Source organism: Streptococcus sp. SPS1 (genome assembly GCF_030439915.1).
In the GTDB taxonomy this organism is placed as follows: Bacteria; Bacillota; Bacilli; order Lactobacillales; family Streptococcaceae; genus Streptococcus.
Genome location: NZ_JAQFJG010000009.1, coordinates 1 through 17,108, shown reverse-complemented (window position 1 = coordinate 17,108; position 17,108 = coordinate 1). Strand labels below are relative to the sequence as shown.

Sequence of the window (17,108 nt, the reverse complement as noted above, 5' to 3'; positions counted from 1 at the left end):
TGAAAGTATAAGGTTAGTATATATGAAACGTTCTCTCGACTCTAGAGTCGATTATAGTTTGCTATTGCCAGTATTTTTTCTACTGGTTATTGGCGTGGTGGCTATCTATATAGCTGTTAGTCATGATTATCCAAACAATATTCTGCCCATTTTAGGGCAGCAGGTCGCCTGGATCGCCTTGGGGCTTGTGATTGGTTTTATCGTCATGCTCTTTAATACAGAATTTCTTTGGAAGGTGACACCCTTTCTGTATATTTTAGGCTTGGGACTTATGGTCTTGCCGATTGTCTTTTATAATCCAAGCTTAGTTGCATCAACGGGTGCCAAAAACTGGGTATCGGTAAATGGTGTTACCTTGTTCCAACCGTCAGAATTTATGAAGATATCCTATATCCTTATGTTGGCTCGTGTGATTGTCCAGTTTACCAAAAAACATAAGGAATGGAGACGCACAGTTCCGCTGGATTTCTTGTTGATTTTCTGGATGATTCTCTTTACCATTCCAGTCCTAGTTCTTTTGGCACTTCAAAGTGACTTGGGAACGGCTTTGGTTTTTGTAGCCATTTTCTCAGGAATCGTCTTGCTGTCAGGAGTTTCTTGGAAAATTATTATCCCAGTATTTGTGACTGCTGTAACAGGAATTGCTGGTTTCTTAGCTGTTTTTATCAGCAAGGACGGCCGTGCTTTTCTCCATCAACTGGGGATGCCGACCTACCAAATCAATCGGATTTTGGCTTGGCTCAATCCCTTTGAGTTTGCCCAAACAACGACTTACCAGCAGGCTCAAGGGCAGATTGCTATTGGGAGTGGTGGCTTATTCGGCCAAGGTTTTAATACTTCAAATCTGCTTATTCCAGTTCGTGAGTCGGATATGATTTTCACGGTTATTGCAGAAGATTTCGGCTTTATAGGCTCTGTCCTTGTTATCGCCCTTTATCTTATGCTCATTTACCGTATGTTGAAGATTACTCTTAAATCAAATAACCAGTTCTACACTTATATTTCCACTGGCTTGATTATGATGTTGCTCTTCCACATCTTTGAGAATATCGGTGCTGTGACGGGCTTGCTTCCTTTGACTGGGATTCCACTGCCTTTTATTTCACAAGGGGGATCGGCTATTATCAGTAATTTGATCGGTGTTGGCTTGCTTTTATCGATGAGTTATCAAACCAATCTAGCTGAAGAAAAGAGTGGAAAAGTCCGATTCAAGCGGAAAAAGGTTGTATTAAAACGAATCAAATAAGGAGAAAATCATGGTTAAAGTAGCCGTTATGTTAGCTCAGGGCTTTGAAGAAATTGAAGCCTTGACAGTTGTAGATGTCTTGCGTCGTGCAAATATCACTTGTGATATGGTTGGTTTTGAAGAGCAAGTGACGGGTTCGCATGCAATCCAAGTAAGAGCAGATCGTGTCTTTGATGGTGATTTATCAGACTATGACATGATTGTTCTTCCTGGGGGCATGCCTGGTTCTGCACATTTGCGTGACAATCAGGCCTTAATTCAAGAATTGCAAAATTTCGAGCAAGAAGGGAAGAAACTGGCAGCTATTTGTGCGGCGCCAATTGCCCTCAATCAGGCAGGGCTATTGAAAAACAAGCAGTACACTTGTTATGACGGCGTTCAAGAGCAAATCCTTGATGGTCAATATGTCAAGGAAACAGTAGTGGTAGATGGACATTTGACAACCAGTCGAGGTCCCTCTACAGCCCTTGCTTTTGCCTACGAGTTGGTGGAGCAACTAGGAGGGGACGCAGAGAGTTTACGAACTGGAATGCTCTATCGAGATGTTTTTGGTAAAAATAAGTAAAACGGGAGTTATTCTCTCGTTTTTTATGTGGAAAAATCAGGGAAATCATCGCTTTTTTCATAAAAAAATGCTATAATGAAGGGTATGAAATATCACGATTATATCTGGGATTTAGGTGGAACTTTACTGGATAATTATGAAACTTCAACAGCCGCATTTGTTGAAACATTGGCACTGTATGGCGTCACACAAGACCATGACAGTGTCTATCAAGCTTTAAAGGTTTCTACTCCTTTTGCGATTGAGACATTCGCTCCCAATTTAGAGAATTTTTTAGAAAAATACAAGGAAAATGAAGCCAGAGAGCTTGAACACCCGATTTTGTTTGAAGGAGTTTCTGACCTATTGGAAGACATTTCAAAACAAGGTGGACGTCATTTTTTGGTCTCTCATCGAAATAATCAGGTCTTAGAAATTTTAGAAAAAACTTCTATAGCAACCTATTTTACGGAAGTAGTGACTTCTAGCTCAGGTTTTAAGAGAAAGCCAAATCCTGAGTCCATGATTTATTTAAGAGAAAAGTATCAGATTAGCTCTGGTCTTGTAATTGGTGATCGTCCTATTGACATCGAAGCAGGTCAAGCTGCAGGACTAGCTACCCACTTGTTTACCAGTATCGTGAATTTAAGACAAGTATTAGACATGTAAGAAAAAGGAATAAGATGACAGAAGAAATCAAAAATCTGCAGGCACAAGATTATGATGCCAGTCAAATTCAAGTTTTAGAGGGCTTAGAGGCTGTCCGTATGCGTCCAGGGATGTATATCGGGTCAACCTCAAAAGAAGGTCTTCACCATCTAGTCTGGGAAATTGTTGATAACTCAATTGATGAGGCCTTGGCAGGATTTGCTAGCCATATTCAAGTCTTTATTGAGCCAGATGATTCGATCACTGTTGTCGATGATGGGCGTGGTATCCCAGTCGATATTCAGGAAAAAACAGGCCGGCCTGCCGTTGAGACTGTCTTTACAGTCCTTCATGCTGGAGGAAAGTTTGGCGGTGGTGGATACAAGGTTTCAGGTGGTCTTCACGGAGTGGGGTCATCAGTAGTTAATGCCCTTTCCACTCAATTAGACGTTCATGTCCACAAAAACGGTAAAATTCATTACCAAGAATACCATCGTGGTCATGTTGTTGCAGACCTTGAGGTGGTTGGGGATACAGATAGAACTGGAACAACGGTTCACTTCACACCGGACCCAGAAATCTTTACGGAAACAACAACTTTTGATTTTGATAAATTAAATAAACGGATTCAAGAGTTGGCCTTTCTAAATCGCGGTCTTCAAATTTCTATCACAGATAAGCGCCAAGGTTTGGAACAAACCAAACATTACCATTATGAAGGTGGGATTGCTAGTTACGTTGAATACATCAATGAGAACAAGGATGTAATCTTTGATACACCAATCTATACAGACGGTGAGATGGATGATATCACAGTTGAGGTAGCCATGCAGTACACAACGGGTTACCATGAAAATGTCATGAGTTTCGCCAATAATATTCATACACATGAAGGTGGAACGCATGAACAAGGTTTCCGTACAGCTCTGACTCGTGTTATCAACGATTATGCTCGTAAGAATAAGTTACTGAAAGACAATGAAGACAACCTAACTGGGGAAGATGTTCGCGAAGGATTAACTGCAGTTATCTCAGTTAAACACCCAAATCCCCAGTTTGAAGGACAAACTAAGACCAAATTGGGAAATAGCGAAGTGGTCAAGATTACCAATCGTCTCTTCAGTGAAGCCTTCTCCGATTTCCTCATGGAAAATCCACAGATTGCCAAACGTATTGTAGAAAAAGGAATTTTGGCTGCCAAGGCTCGTGTGGCTGCCAAGCGTGCTCGTGAAGTCACTCGTAAAAAATCTGGTTTGGAAATTTCCAATCTTCCAGGGAAACTAGCAGACTGTTCTTCTAATAACCCTGCTGAAACAGAACTCTTCATCGTCGAAGGAGACTCAGCTGGTGGATCAGCCAAATCTGGTCGTAACCGTGAGTTTCAGGCTATCCTTCCAATTCGCGGTAAGATTTTGAACGTTGAAAAAGCAAGTATGGATAAGATTCTAGCTAACGAAGAAATTCGTAGTCTTTTCACAGCCATGGGAACAGGATTTGGCGCAGAATTTGATGTTTCGAAAGCCCGTTACCAAAAACTCGTTTTGATGACCGATGCCGATGTCGATGGAGCCCACATTCGTACCCTTCTTTTGACCTTGATTTATCGTTATATGAAACCAATCCTAGAAGCTGGTTATGTTTATATTGCCCAACCACCAATCTATGGTGTCAAGGTTGGAAGCGAGATTAAAGAATATATTCAGCCAGGAGCAGATCAAGAAATTAAACTCCAAGAAGCCTTGGCTCGCCATAGTGAAGGACGTGCCAAACCAACCATTCAGCGTTATAAAGGTCTGGGTGAAATGGATGATCACCAATTATGGGAAACAACCATGGATCCCGAACATCGCTTGATGGCCAGAGTTTCTGTGGACGATGCTGCAGAAGCAGATAAAATCTTTGATATGTTGATGGGGGATCGAGTAGAGCCTCGTCGTGAGTTTATCGAGGAAAATGCCGTTTATAGTACACTTGATGTCTAAAAAATCGGGAGAAGTAGTTCCCTTGGTCTAAAAAATATGATATAATCATTACGATTGTTTCAAGTAAAAAGGAGTTTGATATGTCTAATGGACAACTAATTTATTTAATGGTTGCAATTGCAGTCATTTTAGTTCTGGCTTATGTAGTGGCAATCTTTCTACGTAAGCGAAATGAGGGAAGATTAGAGGCGCTAGAAGAAAGAAAAGAAGAACTATACAATCTTCCAGTAAATGATGAAGTAGAAGCTGTAAAAAATATGCACTTGATTGGACAAAGTCAAGTGGCTTTCCGTGAATGGAATCAAAAATGGGTCGATTTATCTCTCAACTCTTTTGCCGATATTGAAAATAATCTCTTTGAAGCAGAAGGCTATAACCATTCATTTCGTTTTCTCAAGGCCAGTCATCAAATTGACCAAATTGAGAGTCAAATTACTTTGATTGAAGAAGATATTGCTGAAATTCGCAATGCTTTGGCAGACTTAGAGAAGCAAGAATCTAAAAATAGTGGTCGTGTTCTTCATGCTTTGGATTTATTTGAGGAACTTCAGCATAGAGTTGCTGAAAATTCAGAACAGTATGGTCAAGCCTTGGATGAAATTGAAAAACAATTAGAAAATATCCAATCTGAATTTTCACAATTTGTAACCTTGAATTCATCGGGTGACCCTGTGGAAGCTGCTGTGATTTTGGATAATGCTGAAAATCATATCTTGGCTTTGACACATATTGTTGATCGTATACCAGCAATTGTAACAACATTATCTAAAGAGCTACCAGATCAACTAGAAGATTTAGAAGATGGTTATCGTAAGCTCTTAGATGCTAATTATCATTTTGTTGAAACGGATATTGAAGCGCGTTTCCACTTGCTTTATGAAGCATTCAAGAAAAACCAAGAGAATATTCGCCAGTTGGAATTGGATAATGCCGAATATGAGAATGGACAGGCACAAGAGGAAATCAATGCCTTGTATGATATTTTTACTCGAGAAATTGCTGCTCAGAAAGTAGTGGAAAATCTACTTGCAACTCTTCCAACTTACCTTCAACATATGAAAGAGAATAATACTTTATTGGGAGAAGATATTGCACGTTTGAGCAAGACCTATTTACTTCCTGAGACAGCTGCAAGCCATGTTCGTCGTATTCAGACAGAATTAGAGAGTTTTGAGGCAGCTATTGCTGAGGTAACTTCAAATCAAGAAGAACCAACCCAAGCTTATTCAGTTCTTGAAGAAAATCTTGAGGATTTACAAACTCAACTAAAAGATATTGAAGATGAGCAAATTTCAGTTAGTGAGCGCCTGACACAAATTGAGAAAGATGATATCAATGCACGTCAAAAGGCCAATGTTTATGTCAATCGTCTCCATACTATCAAGCGATACATGGAAAAACGCAATCTGCCAGGTATTCCACAAACTTTCTTGAAGTTATTCTTTACGGCAAGCAATAATACTGAGGATTTAATGGTTGAGTTAGAACAGAAAATGATTAACATTGAATCTGTTACCCGAGTTCTTGAAATTGCAACGAATGATATGGAAGCTTTAGAAACGGAAACTTATAATATTGTACAGTATGCAACCTTGACAGAGCAACTATTGCAATATTCTAACCGCTATCGCTCATTTGATGAACGCATTCAAGAAGCATTTAACGAAGCTTTAGATATTTTTGAAAAAGAATTTGATTATCACGCTTCATTTGACAAGATTTCGCAAGCATTGGAAGTGGCAGAGCCTGGTGTAACCAATCGCTTTGTTACCTCATATGAGAAAACACGTGAAACGATTCGTTTTTAATAAAAGAAAAAGATTTGATTGTGTGAGAAACAGAATCAAATCTTTTTCTATAGTAGTATCTTTAGCAAAAGATTTCAAAATGATAAAAACGCATAATAGCAGGTGTAGAAACTCTTGCTACTATGCGTTTTATTATGGAAAGACTTATTGGACTTTCGCTCAAGTCGAGTTTTTACTCAATTTCCTTACTTGATTGGGATTGAAATTCCAATTAATTTCTCTGAGTAGAGTGTCTTGATATTGGCTTCATCAATAGAGTCCTTATCAATTTTACGTTTCAAGAAAAATTCTTGAATGGTTTCGATTTCAGGTTCACGAATAGCACGGTGTTTGTTTGAGATGAGGATTTCATAGTGAAGCGGCGCTTGGGTAAAAATAACATCTGTATTCCCCGCAGAATAAACCTCAACAAGGGTTGCATCGGTACTTTCTAGCTGACTTTTTACAAGTTGCGAGTGTGAGTTTGTCGTATTGATAAGCTTCATAATATTTCCTCCGATTTTCTAATTCTATTATAGCACTTTTTGAATAAAGTCGCTTGATTTATACTCAATGAAAATCAAAGAGCAAACTAGGAAGCTAGCCGCAGGTTGCTCAAAACACAGTTTTGAGGTTGTAGATAAGACTGACAAAGTCAGTGACCATATCTACGGTAAGGCGATGCTGACGTGGTTTGAATTTTATTTTCGAAGAGTATTAGCCAATCTTATGCTGCTTTTTCCAAGATTGAATGGCCCATTTATGGCTACCACGTTTGAGGTTCTCAATAGCCTCGTCAATAGGGAACCAGGCAATATGATTAAAGTCTTCTAGTGGCTTTTGAACTTCTTTGAAAGAAGTCGCTTCATAGAGGTAAGCAGGATTGTAGTAGTAGGTATCACGGTGACGAGAGTAGAAATATTCGTCAGCTTGTCCGTAATAGGTACCAATTTCAGCTGTGAATCCAAGCTCTTCAATCAATTCACGTTTTAGGGCTTCCTGATGATTTTCACCTGCTTCAATTTCGCCACCTGGTAAGAACCAAGCGCCATTAGGAGCTTGAACTAAAACTATTTGTTTTTGTTCAGCGTCAGGGATAACTGCATACACTCCATAGCGTGCAACATAGTCTGTATTCGCTTTTTTTTCTCCGAAAGTTGGGTTTGCCATTGAATTTTCCTCATTATCTAGTATCGTTATTATTATCATAATGGACAAAGGGCAAGCTGTCAAGAACTTACAGTTATTTTAGTAAAAAAGAAGCAGAAAATTTTCATTTTCTACTCCTTTTCTATAGGATTTATTTTTCTTTTTCAGAAGTTTTAATTTCAGCTTTTTTGGCAGATTTAATTTGAATGTTTCCCTTGCTAGTCATAACTGCCTTGAGGTCTTTTTCGCTTGGATTTTCAAGGTAGTAATCAGTGATTGCGTCTTCAATATAGTCTTGAATAGTGCGGCGAAGTGGGCGGGCTCCCATTTTTGGATCATAACCGAGGTCAACCAACTTTTCCTTAACCTTGTCAGTTACATCCAAATGAATGTTGTTGCTAGAAAGGCGCTTGTTAACATCTGCTAGCATAAGCTCGACAATCTGAAGGAGGTTATCCTTGCTGAGAGCCTTAAATTCGATAATACCATCAAAACGGTTTATAAACTCTGGGCTAAAGAAGTTACCGAGTTCACCGAGAACAGAGTTGGTACGTCCTTCTCTGGCAGCCCCAAATCCAACGCTGGCTTCGGCCTTACCTGTACCTGCATTTGAAGTCATGATGATGATGGCATCCTTGAAGCTAACGGTACGTCCTTGCCCATCTGTCAAACGACCATCGTCCAAGACCTGGAGGAACATGTGCATAACATCTGGATGGGCTTTCTCTACTTCATCCAAGAGAATAAGAGAATACGGATTGCGGCGAACTTTTTCAGTTAATTGCCCAGCCTCATCATAGCCAACATAACCTGGAGGGGCACCGACCAACTTAGCCACGCTGTGTTTTTCCATGTATTCGCTCATGTCAAAGCGAATCATGCTGTCAGCAGAACCAAAGAGTTCGATAGCTAGTTGTTTGGAAAGTTCTGTCTTACCGACCCCAGTTGGCCCGACAAAGAGGAAGCTTCCGATTGGACGGTTTGGCGTACCAAGTCCGACACGATTACGGCGAATAGCCTTGGCAATCTTATCGACAGCATCATCTTGGCCAATAACATGAGACTTGAGATCTTCGGCTAGATGGATGAGTTGAGATTGTTCTTTCTCTTTCAATTCGCCAACAGGGATATTGGTTTTCTGCTCGATAATGTGCTCAATAGTTTTCTCGCTTATGATAGGTGTGTCTTGGTCTGTGACTTTTTTCTTTTGCATTTCCTTATACTTGGCAATCTGGTCGCGGAAATAAGCTGCTTTTTCAAAGTCTTCGTCACGGGTTGCCTGAGCCTTGAGATTTTCGGCCTCAATCAGACGTTGGTCAATGACCTTAGGATCAACAAAGTTGAGGGTCAAATTCATCTTAGAACCAGCTTCATCTAGGAGGTCAATGGCCTTGTCTGGTAAGAAGCGGTCTTGAATGTAACGATTGGAAAGAGTTGCAGCTGCTTCAATTGCAGCATCGGTATATTGAACGTGGTGGTAGTCTTCGTATTTCTTTTGAATTCCTTTGAGGATAGTGATTGTTTCGTCCACTGTTGGTTCATCTACCTTAACAGGTTGCATACGGCGCTCTAAGGCAGCATCTTTTTCAATGATACGGTATTCATTAAGGGTAGTAGCACCGACAAGTTGCAGTTCACCACGGGCAAGGGCTGGCTTGAGGATATTTCCTGCATCCATATTGCCATCGCCTGCAGAACCAGCACCGACAATTTCATGAATTTCATCGATAAAGAGGATGATGTCCTCACGTTTGCGAATTTCTTCCATGAGTTTTTGCATGCGTTCTTCAAATTGTCCACGGATACCCGTTCCTTGCACCAAGCTAACCACATCCAGACGGATGACTTGTTTACCTTGGAGTTTATGTGGAACATCGCCATCAACGATTTTCTGAGCTAGACCTTCGACAACGGCCGTTTTTCCGACACCTGGTTCACCGATAAGAACAGGATTATTCTTGGTTCTACGATTGAGAATCTCGATGACACGGATAATCTCATCGTCGCGCCCAATAACAGGGTCTATATCTCCACGACGGGCAATCTCAGTTACATTGATACCAAATTCTTCCAGCAGGCCTTTTTCTTGGCTTGGGGGCGGAGTTTGGGCAGGTCCACGATTTTGGGAACCGTAACCGCCATTTCCACCGTAACCTCCACCTGATTGGGTTGGGGGAGTCGGAGGAGTATTGCTAGAAGGTCTGAAACTGTTTAGATCATTGAAGAAATCACCAAAGGGGTCAAAGTCACGATTGTTCAAATCTGTCATTCCTTTAAAGAGACTGTTGTTAGGATCTGTTTTGATAATCTTGTAGCAGTTTTGACAGAGGTCAATTTGTTTTTGTTTTCCATTGAGATTGGTGTAAAGATGAATTGTTGAGTCGTTGATTTTACAGTTTTGACAAAGCATACATCTACCTCATTTCTTTCTTTAGCCTGACCTGTTTAAAGGTCAAAAATAGTCAAATTTCTATACTTTCATTATAACAGGATTGGGGTGTAAAGCAAGTAAAAAGATTGCAGCTTTGAGAAGTTGTTACAATGAAAATTTTTGTGAATTTGGACTATAAAAAAATCCTATTTGTGAGACAAAAAGGATTTTGGTTAGACATGCAGGGGGTAATCCTGCTTGTTTTACATTAGTAAAGGAGTTCGTAAATCTCCATTGCAATTAAGTCAATGCTATCAAACGTATACGTTTCGCGAGCTTCTACGTCACGAAGGGTAAAGATTGAGCCGTTTTCTTCATCGTGGCTGTATGCAACTTCTGCAACAACAACTCCTTCGCGTTCAAAATTACGTTTTAAATTTCCGCCGTCTTTTGCCATTGCTTCAAGGCGGTTGATGATTCTAACCAAATGTGATTCCATTTTGATTCTCCTTCATTTCTTATCGTTACTATTTTACCACAAAGGAGGCCAACTTGACTAGAAAAAACTAAGATTTCTCGCTAATTCTACCAGCTTAAAGTTTTTTTTTAATAAATTGGATAAAATGTTTGAATTTTAATTCAACACATGTTATAATCATACAGTATTCTATTTTAGAAAGCAGTGTGACTATGAATTTTTCTTTTTTACCTAAGTATTTACCTTATTTTAACTATGGGGCTGTGGTGACGGTTCTCATTTCTATCTGTGTTGTCTTTTTGGGAACTATTTTGGGTGTTGTCTTGGCTTTTGGGCAACGTTCAAAGTTTAAACCGCTTGTCTGGCTGGCCAACTTGTACGTTTGGATTTTCCGTGGGACACCGATGATGGTTCAGATTATGATTGCCTTTGCTCTTATGCATATCAATGCTCCGACTATTCAGGTTGGGATTTTGGGTGTCGATCTTTCTCGCTTGATTCCAGGGATTTTGATTATCTCTATGAACAGTGGTGCTTATGTTTCTGAGACTGTTCGTGCCGGAATCAATGCAGTTCCAAAAGGTCAGCTAGAGGCGGCTTATTCGCTAGGGATTCGTCCTAAAAATGCCATGCGTTATGTGATTTTGCCACAAGCTATCAAAAATATCTTGCCAGCATTGGGGAACGAATTTATCACCATTATCAAGGATAGCTCCCTCTTATCAGCTATTGGTGTCATGGAGTTGTGGAACGGGGCTACAACAGTTTCTACAACAACCTATCTACCTTTGACACCACTTTTATTTGCAGCCTTTTACTACTTGATTATGACTTCTATTTTGACCGTAGCCTTGAAAGCTTTTGAAAAACGTATGGGACAAGGAGATAAGAAATAATGACAGATACCTTGATAAAAATTGAAAATTTACATAAATCCTTTGGAAAGAATGAAGTATTAAAGGGAATCAACCTCGAGATTAAACGTGGAGAGGTTGTCGTTATCATCGGTCCTTCAGGGAGTGGGAAATCTACCTTGCTTCGCTCTATGAATTTATTGGAAGAAGCAACCAAAGGGAAGGTTATCTTTGAGGGAGTCGATATCACGGACAAGAAGAATGACCTCTTTGCCATGCGTGAGAAGATGGGGATGGTTTTCCAACAATTTAACCTCTTTCCTAATATGACTGTGATGGAAAATATCACCTTGTCACCTATCAAGACAAAAGGTGAGAGCAAGGCAGTGGCTGAGAAGAGAGCCCAAGAGCTTTTGGAAAAAGTTGGTTTACCAGATAAGGCAGACGCTTATCCACAGAGTTTGTCAGGTGGGCAGCAACAGCGGATTGCCATAGCACGTGGTTTGGCTATGGAACCAGATGTTTTGCTTTTTGACGAGCCGACTTCAGCCCTGGACCCTGAAATGGTAGGTGAGGTGTTGGCTGTTATGCAAGACCTTGCCAAGTCAGGCATGACCATGGTTATCGTAACACATGAGATGGGATTTGCCCGTGAGGTGGCAGACCGTGTCATCTTTATGGCAGACGGTGTGGTTGTTGAAGATGGAACACCTGAACAGATTTTTGAACAAACCCAAGAACAACGGACTAAAGATTTCTTGAGTAAGGTTTTATAATCTATTTTAAAATTTCAAGACAAGATTAGTGAAAAGCTCAACCAGAGCTTTTTCTTATAGTTTGAAACTATAGGATTGCCTAGGAAAGAAGTGTTAGAGGGTGCTGGCAGTTTTTGGTATAATGGAAGATATTTGAAAGAAAAGAGAAGTGATATGACACAGATTATTGATGGGAAAGCTTTAGCGGCCAAATTGCAAGGACAGTTGGCTGAAAAGACTGCAAAATTAAAGGAAGAAACAGGTCTAGTACCTGGTTTGGTAGTGATTTTGGTCGGGGACAATCCAGCCAGCCAAGTCTACGTTCGCAACAAGGAGAGGTCAGCTCTTGCGGCTGGTTTCCGTAGCGAAGTAGTGCGAGTTCCAGGGACCATTACTCAAGAGGAATTATTAGATCTGATTGCTAAATATAATCAGGATCCAGCTTGGCATGGGATTTTGGTTCAGTTGCCATTACCAAAACACATTGATGAAGAGGCGATTCTATTGGCTATTGACCCAGAAAAGGATGTGGATGGTTTTCATCCTCTAAATATGGGACGCCTTTGGTCAGGTCATCCAGTCATGATTCCTTCGACACCTGCAGGAATTATGGAAATGTTTCATGAATATGGGATTGATTTGGAAGGTAAAAATGCGGTCGTCATCGGTCGTTCCAATATCGTTGGAAAACCCATGGCTCAGCTTCTTTTGGCCAAGAATGCAACAGTGACCTTGACCCACTCACGCACCCATAATCTTGCTAAGGTGGCTGCTAAAGCAGATATTCTGGTGGTCGCAATCGGTCGTGCCAAGTTTGTGACTGCTGACTTTGTCAAACCAGGTGCGGTAGTCATTGACGTTGGGATGAATCGTGATGAAAATGGTAAGCTCTGTGGGGATGTGGATTATGAGGCAGTTGCCCCACTTGCTAGCTATATTACGCCAGTTCCTGGAGGTGTCGGTCCTATGACCATTACTATGCTGATGGAGCAAACCTATCAGGCGGCACTTCGGACATTAGATAGAAAATAAGAGAAAATTCGCTGAAGAGAGTGTATTTTCTATAGCTATATCTGAAATGGCAGAAATGAATATTAAATTTTAGATATAAGATTACAAAAGACAAACTATAAGAAAAGTCAATAGTTTTATCTAAAATACTTCTTGTCTCAAATTTGCTGATTTTAGAGCACGTCAAAAATCCTTTGAAAAAATTCATTTTTTCAAAGGTAATCCTGTGTCAAATTCAGAAGTTACATCACTTTTTGTTCGTCAAAGGGTAGCTCGTTTTTGAGAAGATAAAACAGCATTCTGATAAGTTTTTTTGCAAGGTGAATGATGGCTACATTGTAATGTTTTCCTTGTTCTAACTTATATTCATCTGTTTTCAAAAAGCATTCTAGTCCATCGCCGATTAACGATGGACTTTATCATTTCCTTCTCCATTCCTTGTATGGCATCTTCCAAAGTTCGAAAGGCTTTATTCTTAGATCCACGTTTACGAATCTCTTTCCACACTTGTTCAATGGGGTTCATCTCTGGTGTGTGTGGAGGAATAAATGCAAAGCCAATATTACTCGGAATCTTTAAGGTACTTGATTTATGCCATATAGCATTGTCTATGACAAGTAAAAGATAATCATCTGGATAAACTTGTGAAAGCTCTTCTAAAAAGGCGTTCATCCACTAGACTTCCTGCGAAACAAAAATATGATACAATAGAATTATGAAGCAAGTAAACAATTAACTGATGTTCGGTTTAAGCGCCTTGTTGGTGTTCAGCGTACTACTTTTGAAGAGATGTTAGCTGTGTTAAAAACAGCTTATCAACTTAAACACGAAAAAGGTGGACGAAAACCTAAATTAAGCCTAGAAGACTTTCTTATGGCCGCTCTTCAATACACGCGAGAATACCGCACTTATGAACAAATTGCGGCTGATTTTTGCATTCACGAAAGCAACTTAATCTGTCGGAGTCAATGGATTGAAGTGACTCTTCTTTAAAGTGGTTTTACGATTTCAAAAACTCACCTTAGTGCTGAGGATATGGTGATTGTGGATGCAACAGAGGTAAAAATCAATCGTCCTAAAAAAAACAATTAGAGAATTATTCTGGTAAAAAGAAATGCCATGCTATGAAGGTTCAGGCGATTGTCACAAGCCAAGGGAGAATTGTTTCTTTGGATATTGCGGTGAACTATTGCCACGATATGAAGTTGTTCAAAATGAGTCGTAGAAATATCGGACAAGCTGGTAAAATCTTGGCTGACAGTGGCGGTTATCAAGGGCTCATGAAGATGTATTCACAAGCGCAAACTCCGAGGAAATCAAGCAAACTTAAGCAACTAACTCTTGAAGATAAATCCTATAATCATGTGCTATCTAAAGAAAGAATCAAGGTTGAGAATATTTTTGCCAAAGTAAAAACGTTTAAAATGTTTTCAACAACCTATCGAAATTATCGTAAACGCTTCGAATTACGAATGAATTTAGTTGTTGCTATTATCAACCGTGAACTAGGACTTTAGTTTTGTAGGAAGTCTAATAAAATATATGAATTTGTGGAAGGTGAAAGAAAATCATATCCTGGTGAAATATGTTTTAAAAAATGTGATATTGACATGTGCGATGTATTGATATTTAACAAAACCTTGGGTGAAGGACGTTTCAATGGAAAGTCTATTGGTTTACAACAATTTATGGATGAATATACAGACTCAGAATTTGAAATCATTATTGAAGGCTATTATGGGAACACAACTACATATACAGGATGGCTGCGGGAAGATGGGAAACGACCAGTGTCGGCAATTATGTATGTTTGGAATATCGGAGATATGGTGTATAACGTAAAAAAGTAAACGATTTAAAACAATAATTTTATATGATAATTATTTTGGGAAAAAGAGGTATTGAATTTAAAGATGATAAAATACACAAATATAAAAGATATCGTTGAATATGGATTAGATGCTATTTCTGATAAGGAAAAAATAACAATGAACCTGAAAGACTTTCTATACATTAGACGAGTTTTAGAGGAATATATGCGTTATCTACATAATCCTGATCATTATCCCGATATAGAAGCAATTCAAAATTTTTTAGGTGATACTTCTTCGGGAGGCGGATTTGAATGTTTAAGCACAGCTATTTATAAAAAAGTATATAAAGTTGATTTGCCAGCGAAGATTGAGAAAATGATTGATGATGGTTTATTTGAACACCCTCTTTATCCCAGTTACTATAAGAAAAATGAATAAGTAATAATTGGATAGTATTGAAATAGTAGAAAATATAAATATATGTGGATACGTAAATTCGAAGCTGTAGGAAAGGATAAAAAGTAGAAATAGTGTTTGTTAAATTTTAACTAATGAGGAGTACAGATTTTGATAAATGAAATAAAGGCATATTGGGACAAGCAGAAAAAAGAATATGAGGATAGATATAAAGAGACATTTTTAAAAGACTATGAAAGATCAACAGAATACCTTAAAAAAATGGAAAGCTACTTGTTATCCAAACAAAAAGAATATCCTTCTGATCTTGATATAGTATGTACGCTTGCTTCTTTAAAGTTAGAGCTTAGACGCGGTGAGTATATAAGATATTTAAATTCTTTTTTAAATAAATTTGAAATTTATTTAGATAATGCTCAAAAAGCAAGAGTTTACACCAATATTGCATTTAACCATGATTATACTGTAGAAGCATTAGAATATTTACTAAAAGCAAAGAATTTAGATTCTCCTTTTGTTGAAACATATACAGGATTGGGGCTTTATTACTTTAGTATGTACCAATCTAATGAAGATAAAGAATGGCTTATATTGAGTCAAAAATATTTTGAAAAAGCTAAAAATATTGATGATAGTTATGAATATTCCTTCAATCATGCAGTATCTTTATATGAACTCAAAGAATATGAGAAAGCTAAAGAAATATTTTTAGAATTATTAAAAAAATATCCTGATAGAATGAGTCTATTGCTTAGCATTGCATACTGCGAAGTATATCTTGGTAATAAAGATAAAGCAATATCTTGGTTAGAAAAAGTAAAGTCAGGAGAAGATGAAAATCACAATTTGAAAACAGATGATATTTCTGCGGAGCAAATTTTTGATGCCTATTATGTACTTGAAGAATTCGATGAATTTTTAGATTACTATAGCAATGATGTTATTTGTCAATACTATACAGTTGACTTTGAACACTATTATTATGCATTATGGTTAAAGGATGAAAAAGCAAAATTTTTTGTCCGTGAAGAAAAAAATAGACTCTATTTAGTGGATGCTATTAAAGAAGCTATAGTTGATGATGACTATGTGAGCGAGGAAGATAAGAAGAAATATATTGAGGAATTGGAAAAAGATAAAAGAGAATATGAAGCAATGATTTCTCGTGTAAAATCTTTAACTTTCAAACCAAAAGTGAGGCTTAAGCTGTATCCAGAGTTTTCTTGCTTCATGGTAGACTGTGTGAGACATAAATTTAAATGAAATGTTGTAAAAATTTGAAGTTGGTGCTGCAACAATTATGATAAATGAATAAGTTATAAAAAAGTTGCATATGTCTTGGGGAGCTATAGCAGTTTTGATTATCCTAGCAGGCGCTGTGTTTGAAGAAATAGAAAAAGCGACAGACTGATTTACATATTGTATTTCGGGGATCTGTCGCTTTTTATTGCAAATTATATAAATTTAAAAAATGAGAAATCAAATAGAAGATATGGTTAATAATAACCACAAGGACTTCGTTAAGGCAATTATAAGCGTGGAAAAAGGTATCAACGATGAAAGTGCTTTGGACAAGCTCTATGATGCTTATATGGACAATGACACCGTTAATTTTATTTGAAAGTGCAAAGAAATATCTCCAAGAACATTTAGGCGAGAGCAAGACCCTGAATATATCCAAATGGAAGGCAGAAATTGGCACTATGAGGAAAGAAAAAGATAGTCTATATTCTCAAATCAAAGATATACGAAAAGAAGTGGAACAGGCTGAAAGTGTCAGAAGCTGTATAGATAAATTACTGCAAGAAAAGTGAGGATTAACACAGGTAAAGAAGAAAGAGTTAGAGGTATAAAATTCGAATAAAATCAAAATAATAGTATGATACTAAACGAATTTTTGAGTGAAGAAATATGAATAAATATTGGGTAAATTCCCAAACTAACTTCCACCGCTAATCCAAGTGGAAGTTAGTCTGATAAAAATCGTAAAAACCAGTGGAAATCCGTGTCAGGGTAAGTTCCGCTGGTTTTAATCATGCTTGATTTCATCGC

The 17,108-nt window shown here is 38.4% G+C and carries 15 protein-coding genes and 4 pseudogenes; 13 read left to right on the top strand and 6 right to left on the bottom strand.

Annotation, left to right across the window (positions count from 1 at the left end):
- The first annotated feature begins 22 nt into the window (after positions 1-22).
- The 5 genes from PCY12_RS07340 to ezrA all read left to right on the top strand — a co-directional run bounded on the left by PCY12_RS07340 (position 23) and on the right by ezrA (position 6,228).
- Positions 23-1,246, top strand: a complete 1,224-nt coding sequence (locus tag PCY12_RS07340; RefSeq protein WP_301352243.1) for an FtsW/RodA/SpoVE family cell cycle protein — start codon at positions 23-25, stop codon at positions 1,244-1,246.
- A gap of 10 nt (positions 1,247-1,256) precedes the next feature.
- Entirely contained in the window at positions 1,257-1,811 is a 555-nt protein-coding gene (locus PCY12_RS07335; RefSeq protein WP_301352242.1) for a DJ-1 family glyoxalase III, read from the top strand.
- A gap of 84 nt (positions 1,812-1,895) precedes the next feature.
- Positions 1,896-2,459, top strand: coding sequence for an HAD family hydrolase (locus PCY12_RS07330; protein ID WP_179133211.1), 564 nt, complete (start codon positions 1,896-1,898; stop codon positions 2,457-2,459).
- Positions 2,460-2,473: 14 nt separating this feature from the next.
- A complete protein-coding gene (gene gyrB, locus PCY12_RS07325) occupies positions 2,474-4,420 on the top strand; it encodes a DNA topoisomerase (ATP-hydrolyzing) subunit B (RefSeq protein ID WP_301352241.1) in 1,947 nt (648 codons plus the stop codon).
- Positions 4,421-4,500: 80 nt separating this feature from the next.
- Positions 4,501-6,228: a septation ring formation regulator EzrA gene (ezrA, locus tag PCY12_RS07320; RefSeq protein WP_301352240.1), complete on the top strand. Its 1,728-nt coding sequence runs from the start codon at positions 4,501-4,503 to the stop codon at positions 6,226-6,228.
- 185 nt (positions 6,229-6,413) lie between these two features.
- Here the strand turns inward: ezrA and PCY12_RS07315 are convergent, their stop codons facing one another.
- From PCY12_RS07315 to PCY12_RS07300, 4 genes are all read right to left on the bottom strand, one after another.
- Positions 6,414-6,713: a DUF1827 family protein gene (locus PCY12_RS07315; protein ID WP_000767194.1), complete on the bottom strand. Its 300-nt coding sequence runs from the start codon at positions 6,711-6,713 to the stop codon at positions 6,414-6,416.
- Between the two features lie 211 nt (positions 6,714-6,924).
- The gene (locus PCY12_RS07310) at positions 6,925-7,377 is read right to left on the bottom strand and encodes an NUDIX hydrolase (protein ID WP_112443514.1); all 453 of its coding nucleotides are present in this window, start codon (positions 7,375-7,377) and stop codon (positions 6,925-6,927) included.
- Positions 7,378-7,507: 130 nt separating this feature from the next.
- Positions 7,508-9,766, bottom strand: a complete 2,259-nt coding sequence (locus tag PCY12_RS07305; protein WP_301352237.1) for an ATP-dependent Clp protease ATP-binding subunit — start codon at positions 9,764-9,766, stop codon at positions 7,508-7,510.
- Positions 9,767-9,995: 229 nt separating this feature from the next.
- A complete protein-coding gene (locus PCY12_RS07300; RefSeq protein WP_000443570.1) occupies positions 9,996-10,226 on the bottom strand; it encodes a DUF1797 family protein in 231 nt (76 codons plus the stop codon).
- A 191-nt stretch (positions 10,227-10,417) separates the two neighbouring features.
- On the opposite strand from PCY12_RS07300, the gene PCY12_RS07295 reads away from it, so the two are divergent.
- From PCY12_RS07295 to PCY12_RS07285, 3 genes are all read left to right on the top strand, one after another.
- On the top strand, positions 10,418-11,101 hold the full coding sequence (locus PCY12_RS07295; protein WP_001011642.1) for an amino acid ABC transporter permease: 684 nt from the start codon (positions 10,418-10,420) through the stop codon (positions 11,099-11,101).
- Positions 11,101-11,835: an amino acid ABC transporter ATP-binding protein gene (locus PCY12_RS07290; RefSeq protein ID WP_261083751.1), complete on the top strand. Its 735-nt coding sequence runs from the start codon at positions 11,101-11,103 to the stop codon at positions 11,833-11,835. Before PCY12_RS07295 ends, PCY12_RS07290 begins: the two co-directional genes overlap by 1 nt.
- Before the next feature lie 153 nt (positions 11,836-11,988).
- Positions 11,989-12,846, top strand: coding sequence for a bifunctional methylenetetrahydrofolate dehydrogenase/methenyltetrahydrofolate cyclohydrolase (locus tag PCY12_RS07285; RefSeq protein ID WP_301352235.1), 858 nt, complete (start codon positions 11,989-11,991; stop codon positions 12,844-12,846).
- Positions 12,847-13,067: 221 nt separating this feature from the next.
- Here PCY12_RS07285 and PCY12_RS10350 read toward each other — a convergent pair.
- Positions 13,068-13,214, bottom strand: a pseudogene (locus PCY12_RS10350) (IS110 family transposase); the annotation flags it as partial.
- Positions 13,192-13,500, bottom strand: a pseudogene (locus tag PCY12_RS07280) (transposase); the annotation flags it as partial. The pseudogenes PCY12_RS07280 and PCY12_RS10350, both read right to left, overlap by 23 nt.
- A 36-nt stretch (positions 13,501-13,536) precedes the next feature.
- Here PCY12_RS07280 and PCY12_RS07275 point away from each other — a divergent pair.
- The 5 genes and pseudogenes from PCY12_RS07275 to PCY12_RS07255 form a co-directional block, all read left to right on the top strand.
- Positions 13,537-14,342, top strand: a pseudogene (locus tag PCY12_RS07275) (IS5 family transposase); the annotation flags it as partial.
- 33 nt (positions 14,343-14,375) lie between these two features.
- On the top strand, positions 14,376-14,675 hold the full coding sequence (locus PCY12_RS07270) for a hypothetical protein (RefSeq protein WP_301352233.1): 300 nt from the start codon (positions 14,376-14,378) through the stop codon (positions 14,673-14,675).
- A gap of 63 nt (positions 14,676-14,738) precedes the next feature.
- Positions 14,739-15,077 (top strand): hypothetical protein, encoded by a 339-nt coding sequence (locus PCY12_RS07265; protein WP_301352231.1) that lies wholly within the window; start codon positions 14,739-14,741, stop codon positions 15,075-15,077.
- Between the two features lie 129 nt (positions 15,078-15,206).
- Entirely contained in the window at positions 15,207-16,319 is a 1,113-nt protein-coding gene (locus tag PCY12_RS07260) for a tetratricopeptide repeat protein (protein WP_301352230.1), read from the top strand.
- A gap of 208 nt (positions 16,320-16,527) precedes the next feature.
- A pseudogene (locus PCY12_RS07255) lies at positions 16,528-16,668 on the top strand (DNA-binding protein); the annotation flags it as partial.
- Between the last annotated feature and the right edge of the window lie 440 nt (positions 16,669-17,108).